The sequence below is a fragment of the Mesorhizobium sp. 113-1-2 genome (genome assembly GCF_016756475.1).
GTDB classification, from domain to species: Bacteria; Pseudomonadota; Alphaproteobacteria; order Rhizobiales; family Rhizobiaceae; genus Mesorhizobium; species Mesorhizobium loti_C.
On the sequence record NZ_AP023242.1, the window covers coordinates 169,787 to 184,998 of the forward strand.

Sequence of the window (15,212 nt, forward strand, 5' to 3'; positions counted from 1 at the left end):
ACCAATCGCTGGTGTTCAGTTAAAATCCGGCTTCGCCGCCGGCAATGCTGAGCCGCGCGCCGGCCTGTGCCAGCGCCGCGGCGATGTCATGCGGCGGCGAACGGTCGGTGGCGAGTTCGGAAAAGCCATCGAAGCCGCAGACCTGGACCAGCCCCTGGCGGCCGAATTTCGTGTGGTCGGTGATGACGAGCGAGCGCTGGCCGCGCGACAGCACCATGCGGGCGAATTCGGCCTCTTCCAGATCGTAGTCCATGACACCCGTCACCGCATCGACGGCGCCGGTGGAGATGATGGCGTGACTGACCGAGAAGCGGCTGACGAAGTCGATGGCCGAAGTGCCGAAGGCAGCGCCTGAATCGCTGCGCAATTCGCCGCCCGCCATATAGACCTTGTTGCCGTTGATGGTGGCCAGCGTGCGGGCGATGTCGGATGAATTGGTGACGACCGTCAGCCGCCGGTGGCCGAGCAACTCCCGGGCCAGGAACGAGGTCGTGGTGCCAGTGTCGAGCATGACCGATTCGCCGTCGCGGATGGTGGCCGCGACCATGCGGGCAATGATGCGCTTGGCATCGGCGTTCTCGCGCATGCGCCGTTCGAACGGCGCCTCGCCGACCATCGACGGCAGGCCGATGGCGCCATGCATTTTCAGAACCGAACCATCATTGGTGAGCGGCTTGACGTCGCGCCGCACGGTTTCCAGTGAAACACCCAGCCGGTCGGCCAGGCTGGCGATGGTGACGGTTCCCTCTTCCTGCAGCAGCCGCAGGATCTCGCCGTGGCGTTTGGAATGGACCATTGGGTTTCCCGAGCCTTTTGACCGGTTTTAAGGCAATTCAAGCGCTTTTAAAGGGATCAACTCTTGCTTTCGGGCAAAACACCCAAAAAAAGTCACATCTTTTTATTGACAACCGGGCAACCCTGGCGTGAAATCCAAGGCATCAACAGGGGTTTCGGAACTGCAACGGGAGGGTGATGGCAGAGCCGCAACTCAGTGGCCGGACAGCCTTGAATGCGTCTGGCGCAAGGAATTTTCAGATCCGCGGGGGCGGATGCCAGGCTCAAAGTCCTGGCCAAGGGGCTCGTCGGTGCGGTGCGGGATACCGATCCTGGCGTCCCGCACCGGCGAGATTATTTGCGTTTCTCCCCGCTCTCGTCGCGCTGTCCATGGCGCCCAATGCATATCGCCCAATAGTGACCTCGGCTTTGGGAGAACGACATGCATAAAAACAAGGACCTAAAGCGCGTCGCATGGACCCGTTTCAACGCGACGCGCTTTAGTCGAAGCCCAGCAAACCAGGGATGAGCCCGTGATTGCCGAAGATCGCATCCGCGCCCTGCCCTGCTGGACCGGCGCCATCGAGATCGCCCCCCTGCCCGGCGGCCTGAGCAACGCCAATTATGTGGTCAGCGACGCAGCCGGACGGCATGTCGTGCGCTTCGGCCAGGACTATCCCTTCCACCATGTCTTCCGCGAGCGCGAGGTGATGACCGCGCGCGCGGCCCATGCCGCCGGTTTCGCGCCTGCCGTGCACTATTCCGAACCGGGCATCCTGGTGACGCAGTTTCTCGGCGCCAGGACCTTCCTCGCCGAAGACGTGCGCGCCAATCTCGGCCGCGTGGCGGCTCTGCTGCGATCCTTCCATCGCGAGATGCCGAACCATGTCTCCGGCGCCGGCTTCATGTTCTGGGTGTTCCACGTCATCCGCGACTATGCGCGCACGCTCGAGGAAGGCAACAGCCGCAAGCGCAACGACCTGCCGCGCCTGCTGACGCTGGCGGACGAATTGGAGCGGGCGCAGAAACTGCTGCCGATCGTCTTTGGCCACAATGATCTTTTGCCAGCCAACATTCTCGACGACGGCAGCAGGCTGTGGCTGATCGATTTTGAATATGCCGGCTTCAACACGGCGATGTTCGATCTTGCCGGCGTCGCCTCGAACGCCGGCATGAGCGACGAGGAATCCTTCGCCTTCCTGACCGCCTATTTCATGAAAGAGCCGGACCAGGCGATCCGCCGATCGCACGCCGCCATGCAATGCGCCTCGCTGCTGCGCGAGGCGATGTGGAGCATGGTGTCGGAACTCTATCTCGACGCGCCCGGCATCGACTACGTCGCCTACACCGAGGAAAATCTGGTGCGGCTCGACGCGGCGCTGGAAAACTACCGGACAAAATACGGGATCCTGAAATCATGACCTTGCCCAGCCATGCCGCCATCGTCGTCATCGGCGGCGGCATCATCGGCTGCTCGACGGCCTATCATCTGGCGCGCGACCACAAGGCCGACGTGGTGCTGCTCGAACAGGGCAAGCTGACCTCGGGCTCGACCTGGCACGCGGCCGGCCTTGTCGGGCAATTGCGCTCCTCTGCCTCGATCACCCGCGTGCTCAAATACTCGGTCGACCTCTACAAGGGGCTGGAGGCCGAAACCGGTCTTGCCACCGGCTGGAAGATGACCGGCTGCCTGCGGCTCGCCACCAATGCCGACCGCTGGACCGAGTACAAAAGGCTGGCGACGACGGCGAAGAGCTTCGGCATGGACATGCAGCTTTTGTCGCCGGACGAGGTCAAGGCGATGTGGCCGCTGATGGAAACCGGCGATCTTGTCGGCGCCTCCTGGCTGCCGACCGACGGCCAGGCAAGCCCCTCCGACATCACCCAGTCCTTGGCCAAGGGCGCGCGCATGCATGGCGCGAAGCTTTATGAGAATGTCCGCGTCACCGGCTTCGAGATGAAGGGCGGCCGCATCGCAGCGGTGAAGACCGATCAAGGCGACATCGCCTGCGAGAAGGTGGTGAACTGCGCCGGTCAGTGGGCGCGGCAAGTGGGCGCCATGGCCGGCATCAACGTGCCGCTGCAGCCGGTGAAGCACCAATACATCATAACCGAGAAGATCGATGGCCTGGCGACCGATGCGCCGACGCTGCGCGACCCTGACCGGCGCACCTATTTCAAGGAAGAGGTCGGCGGGCTGGTGATGGGCGGCTATGAGCCGAACCCGCAGGCGTGGACGACCGGTCTCCCCGGCGGCGACGTGCCCAACGATTGGGAATTCCGGCTGTTCGACGACGACTACGACCATTTCGAGCAGCATATGAGCCAGGCGATCGCGCGCGTTCCGGCGCTGGAAACCGTCGGCGTCAAGCAGATGATCAACGGGCCGGAAAGCTTCACACCGGACGGCAATTTCATTCTCGGCACGGCGCCTGAATGCGCCAATATGTTCGTCGGCGCCGGCTTCAATGCCTTCGGCATCGCGTCTGGCGGCGGCGCCGGCTGGGTGCTGGCGCAATGGGTGGTCGACGGCGAGGCGCCGCTAGACCTGTGGGTCGTCGACATCAGGCGCTTTTCCAACCTGCACCGCGACCGGCAATGGGTGCGCGAACGCACGCTGGAAGCCTATGGCAAGCATTATACGATCGGCTTCCCGCATGAGGAGTATGCCAGCGGCCGGCCCCGCATCGTTTCGCCGCTATACGACAGGCTGAAGCAGCAACGCGCCGTGTTCGGCTCCAAGCTTGGCTGGGAGCGGCCGAACTGGTTCGCACCGGAAGGCGTCGAGCCACAGGACATCTACTCGATGGGTCGGCAGAACTGGTTCGCGGCGGTCGGCGACGAGCATCGGCATGTGCGCGAGAAGGTCGGCATCTTCGACCAATCGTCTTTCGCCAAATACGAGCTGAGCGGACCCGACGCGGCCAAGGCACTGGACTGGATCTGCGCCAACGATGTCAGCAAGCCGGTGGGAAGGCTGACCTATACGCAGCTTCTCAACACGCGCGGCGGCATCGAGGCCGACCTGACCGTGGCGCGGCTGGCCGAGGAGAATTTCTACATCGTCACCGGCACCGGTTTCCGCACCCATGATGCCTCATGGATCAGCGACCATATAGGCGAGGACCTCGATGCCAAGCTGACCGATGTCACCGAGGATTTCGGCACGCTGTCGCTGATGGGTCCGCGCGCCCGCGACGTGCTTTCCGATGTGACCGATGCGGATGTGTCGAATGCTCTATTCCCGTTCGGCCATGTCCGCGAGATCACCATCGCCGGCCACACAATCCGGGCGCTGCGCGTCACCTATGTCGGCGAGCTTGGCTGGGAACTGCATGTGCCGATCGCGGCGACAGGCGAGGTCTTCGACGCGCTGATGGCGGCAGGCAAGACGCACGGCATCCGCCCGGTCGGCTACCGGGCGCTGGAATCGCTGCGGCTGGAAAAGGGCTACCGCGCCTGGGGCTCCGACATCACCCCCAACGACACGCCGCAGGAGGCCGGGCTCGGCTGGGCGGTCAAGCTGCGCAAGAACACCGATTTCGTCGGACGGCGCGCGCTGGAGACGATCGGCGGGGCGCCTCTGAAGAAACGCTTTGCCGGCTTCACGGTCGACAATCCTGAAATCGTGCTGCTCGGCCGCGAGACCATCCTGCGCAATGGCGAGCCGGTCGGCTATCTGACCAGCGGCGGCTATGGCTACACGGTGAGCAAAAACATCGGCTACGGCTATGTGCGCAACGGCGACGGCGTGAGCGACGATTTCCTTGCTTCGGGCGACTATGAATTGGTGGTCGCAATGGAGCGGACGCCGGCCAAAATCCATCTCGAGCCGATGTACGATCCGGCAGCGGAGAAGGTGAGGGCCTAGCTCACACGCAAGGCGAGGCCGCGGCTGGGCACGGTATCAGCTTCGCCCGGCATCGAGACGTAAGGGCGCGTTTCCTCGGCACGGGTGACGACGCCTTGCGCCTCGAGCTCGGCGATACGTGCGGCAAAACCCTGATCCCACAGCGTGTTCTTGACCGTCAGCACGATCATCCCGCCGGGCCGGCATATGCGGATCAGCTCGTCCAGCCCTTCGACACCGACATGGCCTGAGGTGAAGACCCCGGCCGAGACGATCCCGGCATAGGCATTGTCGGCAAAGGGCAGCGTGTTGCCGAGCGCTAGACAATGCAGCGCGGAATAGACACCCTTGCGAGCGGCCTGGTCCAGCATGCCCTGCGAGATGTCCAGCGCCTCGACTTGCGGATAGCCTGCAATATCGAGCCATTCGCCGATGAGCCCGGTGCCCGCGCCGGCATCGAGCAGCGGGGCCGCGCCGCGCGGCAAATGGCGGGCGATCAGAGCGAGGCAGATCGTCGGATGACGATAACCGGCGGCCGACATGTCCGCGTCATAGGTCTGCGACCAGCGGTCATACAGCGCCGCCACTTCTTCGGGCCGCGTCGCTGCATAGGCTGCGCTGAGCGCGCCCAAATGTTTGCCGTCCGTCATCGCTGGTCTGTCGCCTGATCGAGTTGCCTTCGACCAATGATAGCCAAACCGCGAAAATTGTGGAACCGTTGCGGTGAGAAATAACGGCGTGGGGGCGTGGGCATGGTGACAGAAGAGGCGCGGGCAAAACTGGCCGCCATTCCGGTGCTGGCCGGCTATACCGGGCCACTGGACCGGCTTGGCGGCCTCACCAACCTTGTCTTCAGGGCCGGCGATCTCTGCCTGCGCATTCCAGGCAAAGGCACCGAGGAATACATCAACCGCGCCAACGAAGCAGTGGCCGCGCGCGAGGCGGCTAAAGCCGGCGTCAGTCCCGAAGTCCTGCATGCCGATGCCGATACCGGCGTGATGGTGACACGTTTCATCGCCGGCGCCGTGACGATGTCGCCGGAGAAATTCAGGGAGAGGCCGGGCAGTCCGGCCCGCGCCGGCGAAGCCTTCCGCAAGCTGCACGCGTCCGGTGCGGTGTTTCCCTTCCGCTTCGAACTGTTCGCGATGATCGACGACTATCTCAAAGTGCTGTCGACCAAGGATGTCACCCTGCCCGCCGGCTATCACGACGTGGTGCGCGAGGCCGGCAGCGTGCGCTCGGCGCTGGCCGCCCATCCGCTGCCGCTCGTCGCCTGCCATTGCGACCCGCTGTGCGAGAACTTTCTCGATACGGGCGAGCGGATGTGGATCGTCGACTGGGAATATTCGGGGATGAACGACCCGCTCTGGGATCTCGGCGACCTCAGCGTGGAAGGCAAGTTCGATGCGGACCAGGACGAAGAGCTGATGCGAGCTTATTTCGGCGGTGAGGCGAGGCCGGCCGAGCGCGGCCGGGTCGTCATCTACAAGGCAATGTGCGATCTGTTGTGGACGCTATGGGGATTAATCCAGCTCGCCAACAACAACCCGGTCGACGATTTCCGCGCCTATGCCGATGGCCGCTTCGCCCGCTGCAAGGCACTGATGGAAGCCCCGGAATTTTCCCGGCACCTGGCGGCTGTGCGTTTGGGGGAGAGCAATTCCAAGTGACAGCGGTTTTGGCGTTCCCGCGATTCCATCAAGCGCCCAAATGCCTGTTGCCGCGTCTACCTGAAAACCCGCTCTATTTCACTCAACGTCACTGTGTCGTCAGACTTTTTGCAATACCAGATGATCAGCGCGATGGTGCCGATGGGGAATAATCCCACCAGGAGCTGATGCCAACCGCTTCGGTTGATGTCATGCAGCCGGCGGGTGGTCATGGCCAGTGTCGGCAGGAGGGCGGCCAGATTCCATATCGATGAAATAATTTCATTCTTCACAACGGCATCGACTATGACGAGAATGACGCCGACGATGAAAAGGAAGAGGTAGGAATACCAGAACTCCGAGCGACTGGCCCTGCCTGAAAAATTCACATAATTTCGAAAGAAACTTGAAACAGCTTCACTAAAACTCACCGGAGGCGGCATTTCTCCGAAGCGATTGCCGCCAGCTGGTGCCGCTCTTAGAACAAACACCAATGGTAAGCCGATCAGGACTAGAACGATCAGCCAATGCCATATAGAGAAACTGCCCATTATCCCCCCTCTATCGCAGTCTTTGCGGAGATATTGTTCTTGCCTCTCCCGGCGAAGAATCAATCCCGTATTGCGCCCGAAAAGCAACGTACACCGCAAAATATCGATGTAAATACCGAACTGCTTGACTGGAAACCCAGGCAATTCCGGGTGATAGCCTTCAGCGGCTAAGCGCATCGTTTCGTGCGACGCGCTGAATGCTTTGTTTGGATGCAGTCGCGGACGGAAAGCGATTTCACACTTTCCTGAGCTGCCTCAATTGACGCCCTTCGGCACGTTTTCGGGCGGCACCGTGGTGTCGACGACCTTCTGGCGGTGGAAGATGAACAGGCCGGCGAGAACAATGATGCCGGAACCGATCAGGATGCGCGGGCCGGGAACATCGCCAAAGAACACCAGCCCGAACACCACCGCCCACAGCAGCAGCGTGTAATGCAGCGGCGCCAGCGTCGAGGCCGGCGCCAGCTTGAGTGCCCGCGTGATCATCAGATGGGCGCTGCAGGAGACGATGCCGAGCAGCAGCATGGCACCGAAATCGAGCGCCGACGGCGTCTGCCAAGCGCCGATGGTCAGCACGCCGCCGACCAGCAGCGTGCCAATCGTCTGCCATGTCACCAGATTGGTATCGCTGGTGCCGCGCAGCCGCCGGTTGAGGATGATGGCGAAGGCAAAGGCGATGCTGCCGACCAGCGCAAAGCTCGACGACAGCGAGAGCGCGGCCGAGGAAGGCTTCAGCATGATCACCACGCCGCAGAAGCCGAGCAGGATCGCCACCCAGCGGCGCCAGCCGACCTTTTCGCCAAGCAGGAAATGCGACAGCGCCGCGACATAGATCGGCCCGGCCATGTAGAAGCTCATCACATCGGCGAGCGGCAGATAGACGACGGCGGCGTAAAACAATGCGGTGTCCAGCGTCGTCGCCAACACGCGCAGGATCTGCAGCCCGGGCCGCTCCATCCGGAACAGTCTGCCGGCGCCCTGATTAGCGATCATCGGGCCAAGCACGATAAAGGCGCCGATGGAGCGGATCAGCACCACCTGGCCGACGGAGAAGCTGGCGACCAGCCACTTGCCCATCGCGTCGTTCAACGCAAACAGGAAGTCACCGGCCAGCATCAGCAGAATGCCGGCCAGAAGCACGTTCCTGATCGTGGAATTCTGCGCCACGGGTTGCGTCATGCCGATCCCGATTCCTCCTTCGCGTAAGCCGCGTCCTAGACGGAAGCAGCGGCTTTGACGAGAAGAATCCGGGAAATCGCGGGACCAGAACCGGGAATCGGCTGGGCCTACATGGCTTTGTGCCTGCGGTTCACCTGCGCCGGCCTGCCAGGGATGGAAAGCCTGGTGTCCTGCCTTGTCCGTTCCGCCACCACCTTGCCCCTGGCAATGACGCAGACGCGCTCGGCGCGCAGGCGCAGGGCTTCGATCGGATTGCCGGCGTCGAGGACGACAAGGCTGGCGCGCTTGCCGACAGCCAGGCCAAGATGATCCAACCCCATGATGACGGCGTTGACGTTGGTGACCATGTCGAAGCAGCGCGCCATGTCGGCCGGGCTCGACATCTGGGCAACGTGCAGGCCCATGAAGGCGACGTCGAGCATGTCGGCGGTGCCCAGCGAATACCAGGGATCGAGCACGCAATCCTGGCCCCAGCCGACGCGGATGCCCAGCGCCTGCATCTCCTTGACCCGGGTCAGGCCACGCCGCTTCGGGAAAGTGTCGTGACGGCCCTGCAGCATGATGTTGATCAAAGGATTGGGGATAGCCGAAACGCCGGCCTCGGCAATCAGCGGCAGAAGCTTCGAGACGTAGTAACTGTCCATCGAGTGCATCGAGGTGAGGTGCGAGCCGGCGACCCTGCCCTGCAGGCCGAGGCGCTGCGTTTCATAGGCCAGTTGCTCGATGTGGCGTGACAGCGGGTCGTCGGTCTCGTCGCAGTGCAGGTCGACCATCAGGCCGCGTTTGGCCGCGATCTCGCAAAGCTCGGTCACCGAGCGCGTGCCGTCCGCCATGGTGCGCTCGAAATGCGGAATGCCGCCAACGATGTCGACGCCCATGTCCAGCGCCCGAATGGTGTTTTCACGCGCCTTTGGCGAGCGGTAGAAACCGTCCTGCGGGAAAGCCACCAATTGCAGGTCGATATAGGGCGCGATCGTTTTCTTGACGTCGAGCAGGGCCTCGACCGCCAGCAAACGGTCATCGCAGACATCGACATGGGTGCGGATGGCGAGCAGGCCCATCGACACCGCCCAGTCGCAATAGGCGAGCGCCCGGTCGCGTACCGCTTCATGCGTCAAAAGCGGTTTCAGCTCACCCCATAGCGCAATGCCTTCGAGCAGCGTGCCCGAGGCGTTGATGCGCGGAATACCATAGGACAGCGTGGCATCCATATGGAAATGCGGATCGATGAAGGGGGGCGAGACCAGATTGCCGCGGGCGTCGACCTCGGTCCGCGCCGAACCCTGCAGTTTGGGCTCGATCGCCGCGATCGTCTCGCCGCTGATGCCGATATCGGCAATCCGGCCATCCGGCAGCGTGCCGCCACGAACGATAAGGTCGAAATCCATCTGTCGTCATCCCATTTCCAGAATCACCCAGCCATGGTGGCGCAAAAGACAGCTTGCCGCAGCCGTTTCTTTCAGCGGCCTCGAAAGGTTCCCTCTGGCGGTAACTCGCTCTATAAGCCGCCTTTCGTCCACGCAGCGATCGGCTTCGGACCCAAGGCCATAGTCGCAAACCATGGAAGTCCCGTGTGAGCTTGAACTTGCCGTTCCTGAAACGCGACGAACGCTCGGCGGAGAACCAGCGCCTTATCGTGAGGCTGGTCAAAGAGTCCTTCCGGCAGCATATGTTCGGATATGGCGCGGCCATTCTATCGATGCTGGTGGTGGCCGGCATGACGGCAGCCAGCGCCTGGATCCTGCGCGAGATCACCAATGAATTCGTGATCGACAAGCGGGTCGACCGCGTCAACATGATTGCCGGCGCGGTCGCCGGGATCTTCATCCTCAAGGGCCTCGCCAATTTCGTCCAGGCCTATTTCATGAGCCGCGTCGGCAATGCCATCATTGCCGACCGGCAGCGCAAGATCTACGACCGCATCCTGGCGCAAGGCATCGAATTCTACCATTCGACCTCGTCATCCGACCTGATCACCCGCATGACCAACAATGCCCAGGCGGCGCGCAACGTGCTCGACCTGATCGTCACCTCCTATGTGCGCGATCTGGTGACCCTGCTTGCGTTGATTGGGGTCATGGTCTGGCAGCAGCCGGTGCTGTCGCTGATCTGCTTCGTCGCCGGGCCCGTGGCCATCTATGGCGTCAACCGCATCCTGAAGCGCGTGCGCAAGTTCGCCGCCATGGAGTTCCGCTCGGTTGGCCAGATCATTCAGGTGATGCAGGAAACCGCTATCGGCGTGCGCGTGGTCAAATCCTTCAACCTCGAAGGCTTGATGCGCAAGCGCATGTACAAGGCGGTGGCAGACGTCGAGGATCGGGCCAACAACATTGCCGCGCTGGAAGCGGTGACCAGCCCGGTGATGGAGACGCTGGCCGGGCTGGCGATCGCCGGCGCCGTCATGGTCAGCGGTCTCCTGGTTCTGCAGGGCGGCCAGATGCCGGGCAACATCATGGCGTTCATCGCAGCACTGCTGCTCGCCTATGAGCCGGCAAAGCGCCTGGCGCGCGTGCGCATCTCGCTGGAAAGCGGCATCGTCGGCGTGCGCATGATGTTCCAGCTCGCCGACGCGCCGCTGACACTGGCCGAGAAGCCCGATGCAAAGCCGCTTCGGGCCGGACCGGGCGAGATCCGGTTCGATGCCGTCAGCTTCGCCTACCAGAACGGCCCGCCGGTGCTCGACCGGTTCGACCTCACCCTTGCGCCCGGCAAGATGACGGCGCTGGTCGGCCCTTCCGGCGGCGGCAAGTCGACGATCCTGAACCTGATCATGCGCATGTATGACCCCAAGAGCGGCAAGGTGCTGCTTGACGGCCAGGACATTTCCCATGCGACGCTCGCCTCACTGCGGGAAAAGATCGCTTATGTCAGCCAGGACACGTTCCTGTTCGCCGGTACCATCATGCACAACATCCGGCTTGGGCGGCAGGACGCGACCGACAACGAGGTGATCGCTGCGGCCAAGGCCGCCAACGCGCATGACTTCATCATGGCGCAGGCGAAGGGCTACGAGACCGATGTCGGCGAGAATGGCGGGCTCTTGTCGGGCGGCCAGCGCCAGCGCATCTCGATCGCGCGCGCCATGCTGCGCAACGCCGAAATCCTGCTGCTGGACGAGGCGACCAGCGCGCTCGACGCCGAGTCGGAAGCCTTGTTCCGCGACGCGCTGCAGCAGCTGACCGAAGGCCGCACGACGATCGTCATCGCCCACCGCCTGTCGACCGTGCACCAGGCCGACACGATCGTGGTGCTGGAGGGCGGCAAGGTGGTGGAGAGCGGACCGCACAAGGCGCTGCTCAAGCAGGGCGGGCTTTACCAGAAGCTTTACGAGTATCAGTTGATGCCGTGAGCCTTACCCTCCCCCTTGTGGGGAGGGTCGCTGCGCAGCAGCGGGGCGGGGGTGCGGCGCCGCCCCCACCCGGACCTTCGGTCCGACCTCCCCACAAGGGGGAGGTAGGAGTCGCCGCCTTTATTCACTCCGGCACCTGCCGCACCGCGCCCTTGTCGGCGCTGGTGGCGAAGGCGGCGTAGGCGCGCAGCGCCGTTGTCACCTTGCGCTTGCGCTTTTCCTCGGGCTTCCAGGCCAGGGCGCCCTTGGCCACCATCGCCGCCCGGCGTGCTTCAAGTTCGGCGTCGCTGACGGCGAGGCGGATGGTGCGGTTGGGGATGTCGATCTCGATCGTGTCGCCCTCCTGGACCAGCCCGATCGTGCCGCCTTCGGCGGCTTCCGGCGAGGCATGGCCGATCGACAGGCCAGACGTGCCGCCGGAGAAGCGGCCGTCGGTGACCAGCGCGCAGGCCTTGCCCAGGCCCTTCGACTTCAGATAGCTGGTCGGATAGAGCATTTCCTGCATGCCGGGGCCGCCGCGCGGGCCCTCATAGCGGATGACGACGACATCGCCGGCCTTGATCTCGTTGGAGAGGATGGCCTTCACCGAGGCGTCCTGGCTTTCGAACACCCGCGCCGGGCCGGTGAATTTCAGGATCGACTCGTCGACGCCGGCCGTCTTCACAATGCAACCGTCGAGCGCCAGATTGCCTTTCAGCACGGCAAGGCCGCCGTCCTTCGAGAACGGCGTTTCCGCCGAGCGGATGACACCCTTCTCGCGGTCGAGGTCGAGATCGTCCCAGCGGCGGTCCTGGCTGAAGGCGACCTGTGTCGGCACGCCGCCGGGTGCGGCGAGGAAGAAGTCTCGGACATTCTGGCTGGAGGTGCGGGAGATATCCCAATGGTCGAGCGCCTCGCCGAGGCTGGCCGTGTGCACGGTCGGCAGCTCGCGATTGATCAACCCGGCATTGTCGAGCTGGCCGAGGATCGCCATGATGCCGCCGGCGCGGTGGACGTCTTCCATATGGACGTCGGACTTGGCCGGCGCCACCTTGCAGAGCACCGGAACCCGGCGCGACAACCGGTCGATGTCTTCCATGGTGAAGTCGACCTCGCCCTCATGGGCGGCGGCCAGGATGTGCAGCACGGTGTTGGTCGAGCCGCCCATGGCGATGTCGAGCGTCATGGCATTCTCGAAGGCGCCTTTCGACGCGATGCTGCGCGGCAGCGCCGTTTCGTCGTCCTGCTCATAATAGCGCTGGGCGAGATCGACGATGAGATGGCCGGCTTCGACGAACAGCCGCTTGCGGTCGGCGTGCGTCGCCAATGTCGAGCCGTTGCCGGGCAGCGACAGGCCGAGCGCCTCGGTCAGGCAGTTCATGGAATTGGCGGTGAACATGCCCGAGCAGGAGCCGCAGGTCGGGCAGGCCGAACGCTCGATGACCTTGACGTCCTCGTCGGAGATCTTGTCGTCGGCCGCAGCGACCATGGCGTCGACCAGGTCGAGCGCCTGCGTCTTGCCGGCCAGCACCACCTTGCCGGCCTCCATCGGCCCGCCGGACACGAACACGGTCGGGATGTTGAGGCGCAGCGAGGCCATCAGCATGCCGGGGGTGATCTTGTCGCAATTGGAGATGCAGACCATGGCGTCGGCGCAGTGGGCGTTGACCATGTATTCGACGGAGTCGGCGATCAGCTCGCGCGACGGCAGCGAATAGAGCATGCCGTCATGGCCCATGGCGATGCCGTCATCGACGGCGATGGTGTTGAATTCCTTGGCGACGCCGCCGGCCTTTTCGATCTCGCGCGCCACCAGCTGGCCGAGGTCCTTCAAATGCACATGGCCCGGCACGAACTGGGTGAACGAGTTGACCACCGCGATGATCGGCTTGCCAAAGTCGCTGTCCTTCATGCCGGTGGCGCGCCAGAGGCCGCGGGCGCCGGCCATGTTGCGGCCATGGGTGGTGGTGCGGGAGCGATAGGCAGGCATGTCTTTTCCTTGGTGGCTGGCCGCAGCCGAGGAATGGCGCGGCGGAGCTGAATTCAGATCGCTGGCTTTATAGACTCGCAAGTATGGTCTGGCCACATTTTTGCAATGCGCCAGATTCCGCGAAAAAACGAGAGCCGCCGAAAAAATCGCGTGCCGCTGTCGGATCGCGAGCCGCACAAGCGTCCTTGGGCAGACGGCAAACGAAATGGCACCATTCTCGGAGTCAGCCGTTTCACCGCAACAGCAAAGAAGCAACCCGAGGAGCATGACATGCAAAAGATCACCACCTGCCTGTGGTTCGACGACCAGGCCGAAGAGGCGATGAATTTCTATGTCTCCATCTTCAAGAATTCGAAGGTGCTGAGCGTGATGCGTTGGCCCGAAGGCCACGCCGATGAGGGCAAGGCGCTGGTGACCACGTTCGAGCTCGACGGCGTGCAGTTCCAGGCGCTCAACGGTGGACCGCAATTCAAGTTCAGCGAGGCGATGTCACAGTCGATCGACTGCAAGACGCAGGAAGAGGTGGATTATTTCTGGGACAGGCTCCTCGAAGGTGGCGGCGAACCATCGCAATGCAGCTGGCTGAAGGACAGGTTCGGTGTTTCCTGGCAGGTCGTGCCGGAGCAACTGCCGCGCCTGCTTAAGGATCCGGACAGGGCCAAGGCCGGCCGGGTGATGGCGGCGATGATGCAGATGAGCAAGATCGACATCGCCAAGATCGAAGAGGCTGCGAGAGGGTGAGAGCTGCGCGATCTTCCCTTCTCCCCCTGTGGGAGAAGGTGGATCGGCGCGCAGCGCCGAGACGGATGAGCAACCGTGTTTCAGACGCAAGCCGGGTTCCAAGGTTTGTCGTCCCGGATCATGGCGTTGAGGGTTGTGATCAGCCTGCGCATGACGGCAACGATGGCGACCTTTGCCATCTTGCCTTTCGCTCGCAGGCGCTGGCGGAAAGCGGCGAAGACGGGATTATGCACTCCGGCGCTGAGCGCGGCCATATAGAGGACGTTGCGGACCGGCTCGCGGCCACCCCAGATACATCGCTTGCCTTTGAGCTTGCCGCTGTCGTGGTCGTAGGGGGCGAGCCCGACAAGGGCGGCAATCCGCCGGTTGGACAAGCGGCCCAGTTCAGGCAGCTGTGCGATCAGTGTGGCACTCAGGACCGGGCCGACACTGGGAGTTGAACGCAGCAGGCGGTCGCGCCGTGCCAGGGCATGGTCGGCCGCGATGGCTTGGGCGATGCGTTTGTCGAGCAACAGGATGTCGGCACTGAGCCGGGTCGCTCGCCGCTTGGCCAGGCGCTTGAGAGCGGCATCGCGCACGTGTTCGAGCTGGTTGTTGACACGGCTGAGCTCGGCTTGGAGCTGGCGCCGCGCGGTGACCAGTTCGATCACCAACTCCAGACTTGGATCAAACTCCACCGGATGCACCGGCAACGTCGCAAGGAAACGGGCGATCACACGTGCATCGAGGCGATCGTTCTTGGCGTTGACGCCGGCCGCCCGTGCGAATTGGCGCAGCCTGTGCGGATTGATGCGACGCACCGGCAGGCCTTTCTGCCACAGCGCCTTGAGCACAGCCCGCTCATAGCCGCCGCTCGCCTCAAGGCCGACGGCGGCGATCGCCCGACCCGACAGACGCTCGACCAATGCCGCATAACCGGCTTCGTCATTGTCGACTGCGAACAACTCCCCTGTTTCCCGAATGGCCACGTCCAGTCGCTCCTTGGCCACATCGATGCCGACATGCAGTGCAATTTGTGTCATCTTCTGATCCCTTCCTTGCTGGTGCGGGGTCGAACCCTAGCAACCGTTCGGGCTGTGGAAGATGCGGTCGGAGTTCCTTGCTCATCCACGGGCTTATGCCAAGGGGTGTACGGGCTTCCGCCGCAACG

12 protein-coding genes are annotated in these 15,212 nt (G+C 63.3%); 5 read left to right on the plus strand and 7 right to left on the minus strand.

All coding sequences use genetic code 11. The annotated features are described in order from the left end of the window. Positions 1-19: 19 nt before the first annotated feature. Positions 20-796: a DeoR/GlpR family DNA-binding transcription regulator gene (locus tag JN279_RS00790; RefSeq protein WP_096453157.1), complete on the minus strand. Its 777-nt coding sequence runs from the start codon at positions 794-796 to the stop codon at positions 20-22. Positions 797-1,307: 511 nt separating this feature from the next. On the opposite strand from JN279_RS00790, the gene JN279_RS00795 reads away from it, so the two are divergent. Together JN279_RS00795 and JN279_RS00800 are read left to right on the plus strand one after the other, a co-directional pair. Further along, positions 1,308-2,195, plus strand: coding sequence for a phosphotransferase family protein (locus tag JN279_RS00795; protein WP_202351751.1), 888 nt, complete (start codon positions 1,308-1,310; stop codon positions 2,193-2,195). After that, positions 2,192-4,645 (plus strand): GcvT family protein, encoded by a 2,454-nt coding sequence (locus JN279_RS00800; protein WP_202351752.1) that lies wholly within the window; start codon positions 2,192-2,194, stop codon positions 4,643-4,645. Before JN279_RS00795 ends, JN279_RS00800 begins: the two co-directional genes overlap by 4 nt. On the opposite strand, the gene JN279_RS00805 is transcribed toward JN279_RS00800, so the two are convergent. After that, positions 4,642-5,274 carry a class I SAM-dependent DNA methyltransferase gene (locus JN279_RS00805; RefSeq protein ID WP_202351753.1) on the minus strand — a complete coding sequence of 211 codons (633 nt, stop codon included), beginning with the start codon at positions 5,272-5,274 and terminating at the stop codon, positions 4,642-4,644. The two genes, JN279_RS00800 and JN279_RS00805, sit on opposite strands and share 4 nt — an antisense overlap. Before the next feature lie 102 nt (positions 5,275-5,376). Here JN279_RS00805 and JN279_RS00810 point away from each other — a divergent pair, with 102 nt between their 5' ends. Next, a complete protein-coding gene (locus JN279_RS00810) occupies positions 5,377-6,294 on the plus strand; it encodes a phosphotransferase family protein (protein WP_202351754.1) in 918 nt (305 codons plus the stop codon). 56 nt (positions 6,295-6,350) lie between these two features. Here JN279_RS00810 and JN279_RS00815 read toward each other — a convergent pair whose 3' ends face one another. From JN279_RS00815 to JN279_RS00825, 3 genes are all read right to left on the minus strand, one after another. Next, positions 6,351-6,824 (minus strand): DUF805 domain-containing protein, encoded by a 474-nt coding sequence (locus JN279_RS00815; RefSeq protein WP_202353612.1) that lies wholly within the window; start codon positions 6,822-6,824, stop codon positions 6,351-6,353. Between the two features lie 255 nt (positions 6,825-7,079). Then, complete coding sequence (locus JN279_RS00820) at positions 7,080-8,003, minus strand: DMT family transporter (protein ID WP_202351755.1); 924 nt, start codon at positions 8,001-8,003, stop codon at positions 7,080-7,082. Between the two features lie 107 nt (positions 8,004-8,110). Next, complete coding sequence (locus tag JN279_RS00825) at positions 8,111-9,391, minus strand: amidohydrolase family protein (protein ID WP_202351756.1); 1,281 nt, start codon at positions 9,389-9,391, stop codon at positions 8,111-8,113. A 206-nt stretch (positions 9,392-9,597) separates the two neighbouring features. Between JN279_RS00825 and JN279_RS00830 the strand changes: the two genes are divergently transcribed. Next, positions 9,598-11,352 (plus strand): ABC transporter ATP-binding protein, encoded by a 1,755-nt coding sequence (locus tag JN279_RS00830; RefSeq protein WP_202353613.1) that lies wholly within the window; start codon positions 9,598-9,600, stop codon positions 11,350-11,352. 124 nt (positions 11,353-11,476) lie between these two features. Here JN279_RS00830 and ilvD read toward each other — a convergent pair whose 3' ends face one another. After that, positions 11,477-13,321, minus strand: a complete 1,845-nt coding sequence (ilvD, locus tag JN279_RS00835) for a dihydroxy-acid dehydratase (protein WP_202351757.1) — start codon at positions 13,319-13,321, stop codon at positions 11,477-11,479. Between the two features lie 270 nt (positions 13,322-13,591). Here ilvD and JN279_RS00840 point away from each other — a divergent pair, with 270 nt between their 5' ends. Beyond that, positions 13,592-14,062 (plus strand): VOC family protein, encoded by a 471-nt coding sequence (locus JN279_RS00840; protein ID WP_202351758.1) that lies wholly within the window; start codon positions 13,592-13,594, stop codon positions 14,060-14,062. A gap of 80 nt (positions 14,063-14,142) precedes the next feature. On the opposite strand, the gene JN279_RS00845 is transcribed toward JN279_RS00840, so the two are convergent. Next, on the minus strand, positions 14,143-15,084 hold the full coding sequence (locus JN279_RS00845; RefSeq protein ID WP_202351759.1) for an IS110 family transposase: 942 nt from the start codon (positions 15,082-15,084) through the stop codon (positions 14,143-14,145). Positions 15,085-15,212 lie beyond the last annotated feature (128 nt).

Bases quoted from the DNA above. Each gene is read 5' to 3' on its own strand.
- JN279_RS00790 (WP_096453157.1), bottom strand. From the start codon at position 796: ATGGTCCATTCCAAACGCCACGGCGAGATCCTGCGGCTGCTGCAGGAA.
- JN279_RS00800 (WP_202351752.1), top strand. From the start codon at position 2,192: ATGACCTTGCCCAGCCATGCCGCCATCGTCGTCATCGGCGGCGGCATC.
- JN279_RS00805 (WP_202351753.1), bottom strand. From the start codon at position 5,274: ATGACGGACGGCAAACATTTGGGCGCGCTCAGCGCAGCCTATGCAGCG.
- JN279_RS00810 (WP_202351754.1), top strand. From the start codon at position 5,377: ATGGTGACAGAAGAGGCGCGGGCAAAACTGGCCGCCATTCCGGTGCTG.
- JN279_RS00815 (WP_202353612.1), bottom strand. From the start codon at position 6,824: ATGGGCAGTTTCTCTATATGGCATTGGCTGATCGTTCTAGTCCTGATC.
- JN279_RS00820 (WP_202351755.1), bottom strand. From the start codon at position 8,003: ATGACGCAACCCGTGGCGCAGAATTCCACGATCAGGAACGTGCTTCTG.
- JN279_RS00825 (WP_202351756.1), bottom strand. From the start codon at position 9,391: ATGGATTTCGACCTTATCGTTCGTGGCGGCACGCTGCCGGATGGCCGG.
- ilvD (WP_202351757.1), bottom strand. From the start codon at position 13,321: ATGCCTGCCTATCGCTCCCGCACCACCACCCATGGCCGCAACATGGCC.
- JN279_RS00840 (WP_202351758.1), top strand. From the start codon at position 13,592: ATGCAAAAGATCACCACCTGCCTGTGGTTCGACGACCAGGCCGAAGAG.
- JN279_RS00845 (WP_202351759.1), bottom strand. From the start codon at position 15,084: ATGACACAAATTGCACTGCATGTCGGCATCGATGTGGCCAAGGAGCGA.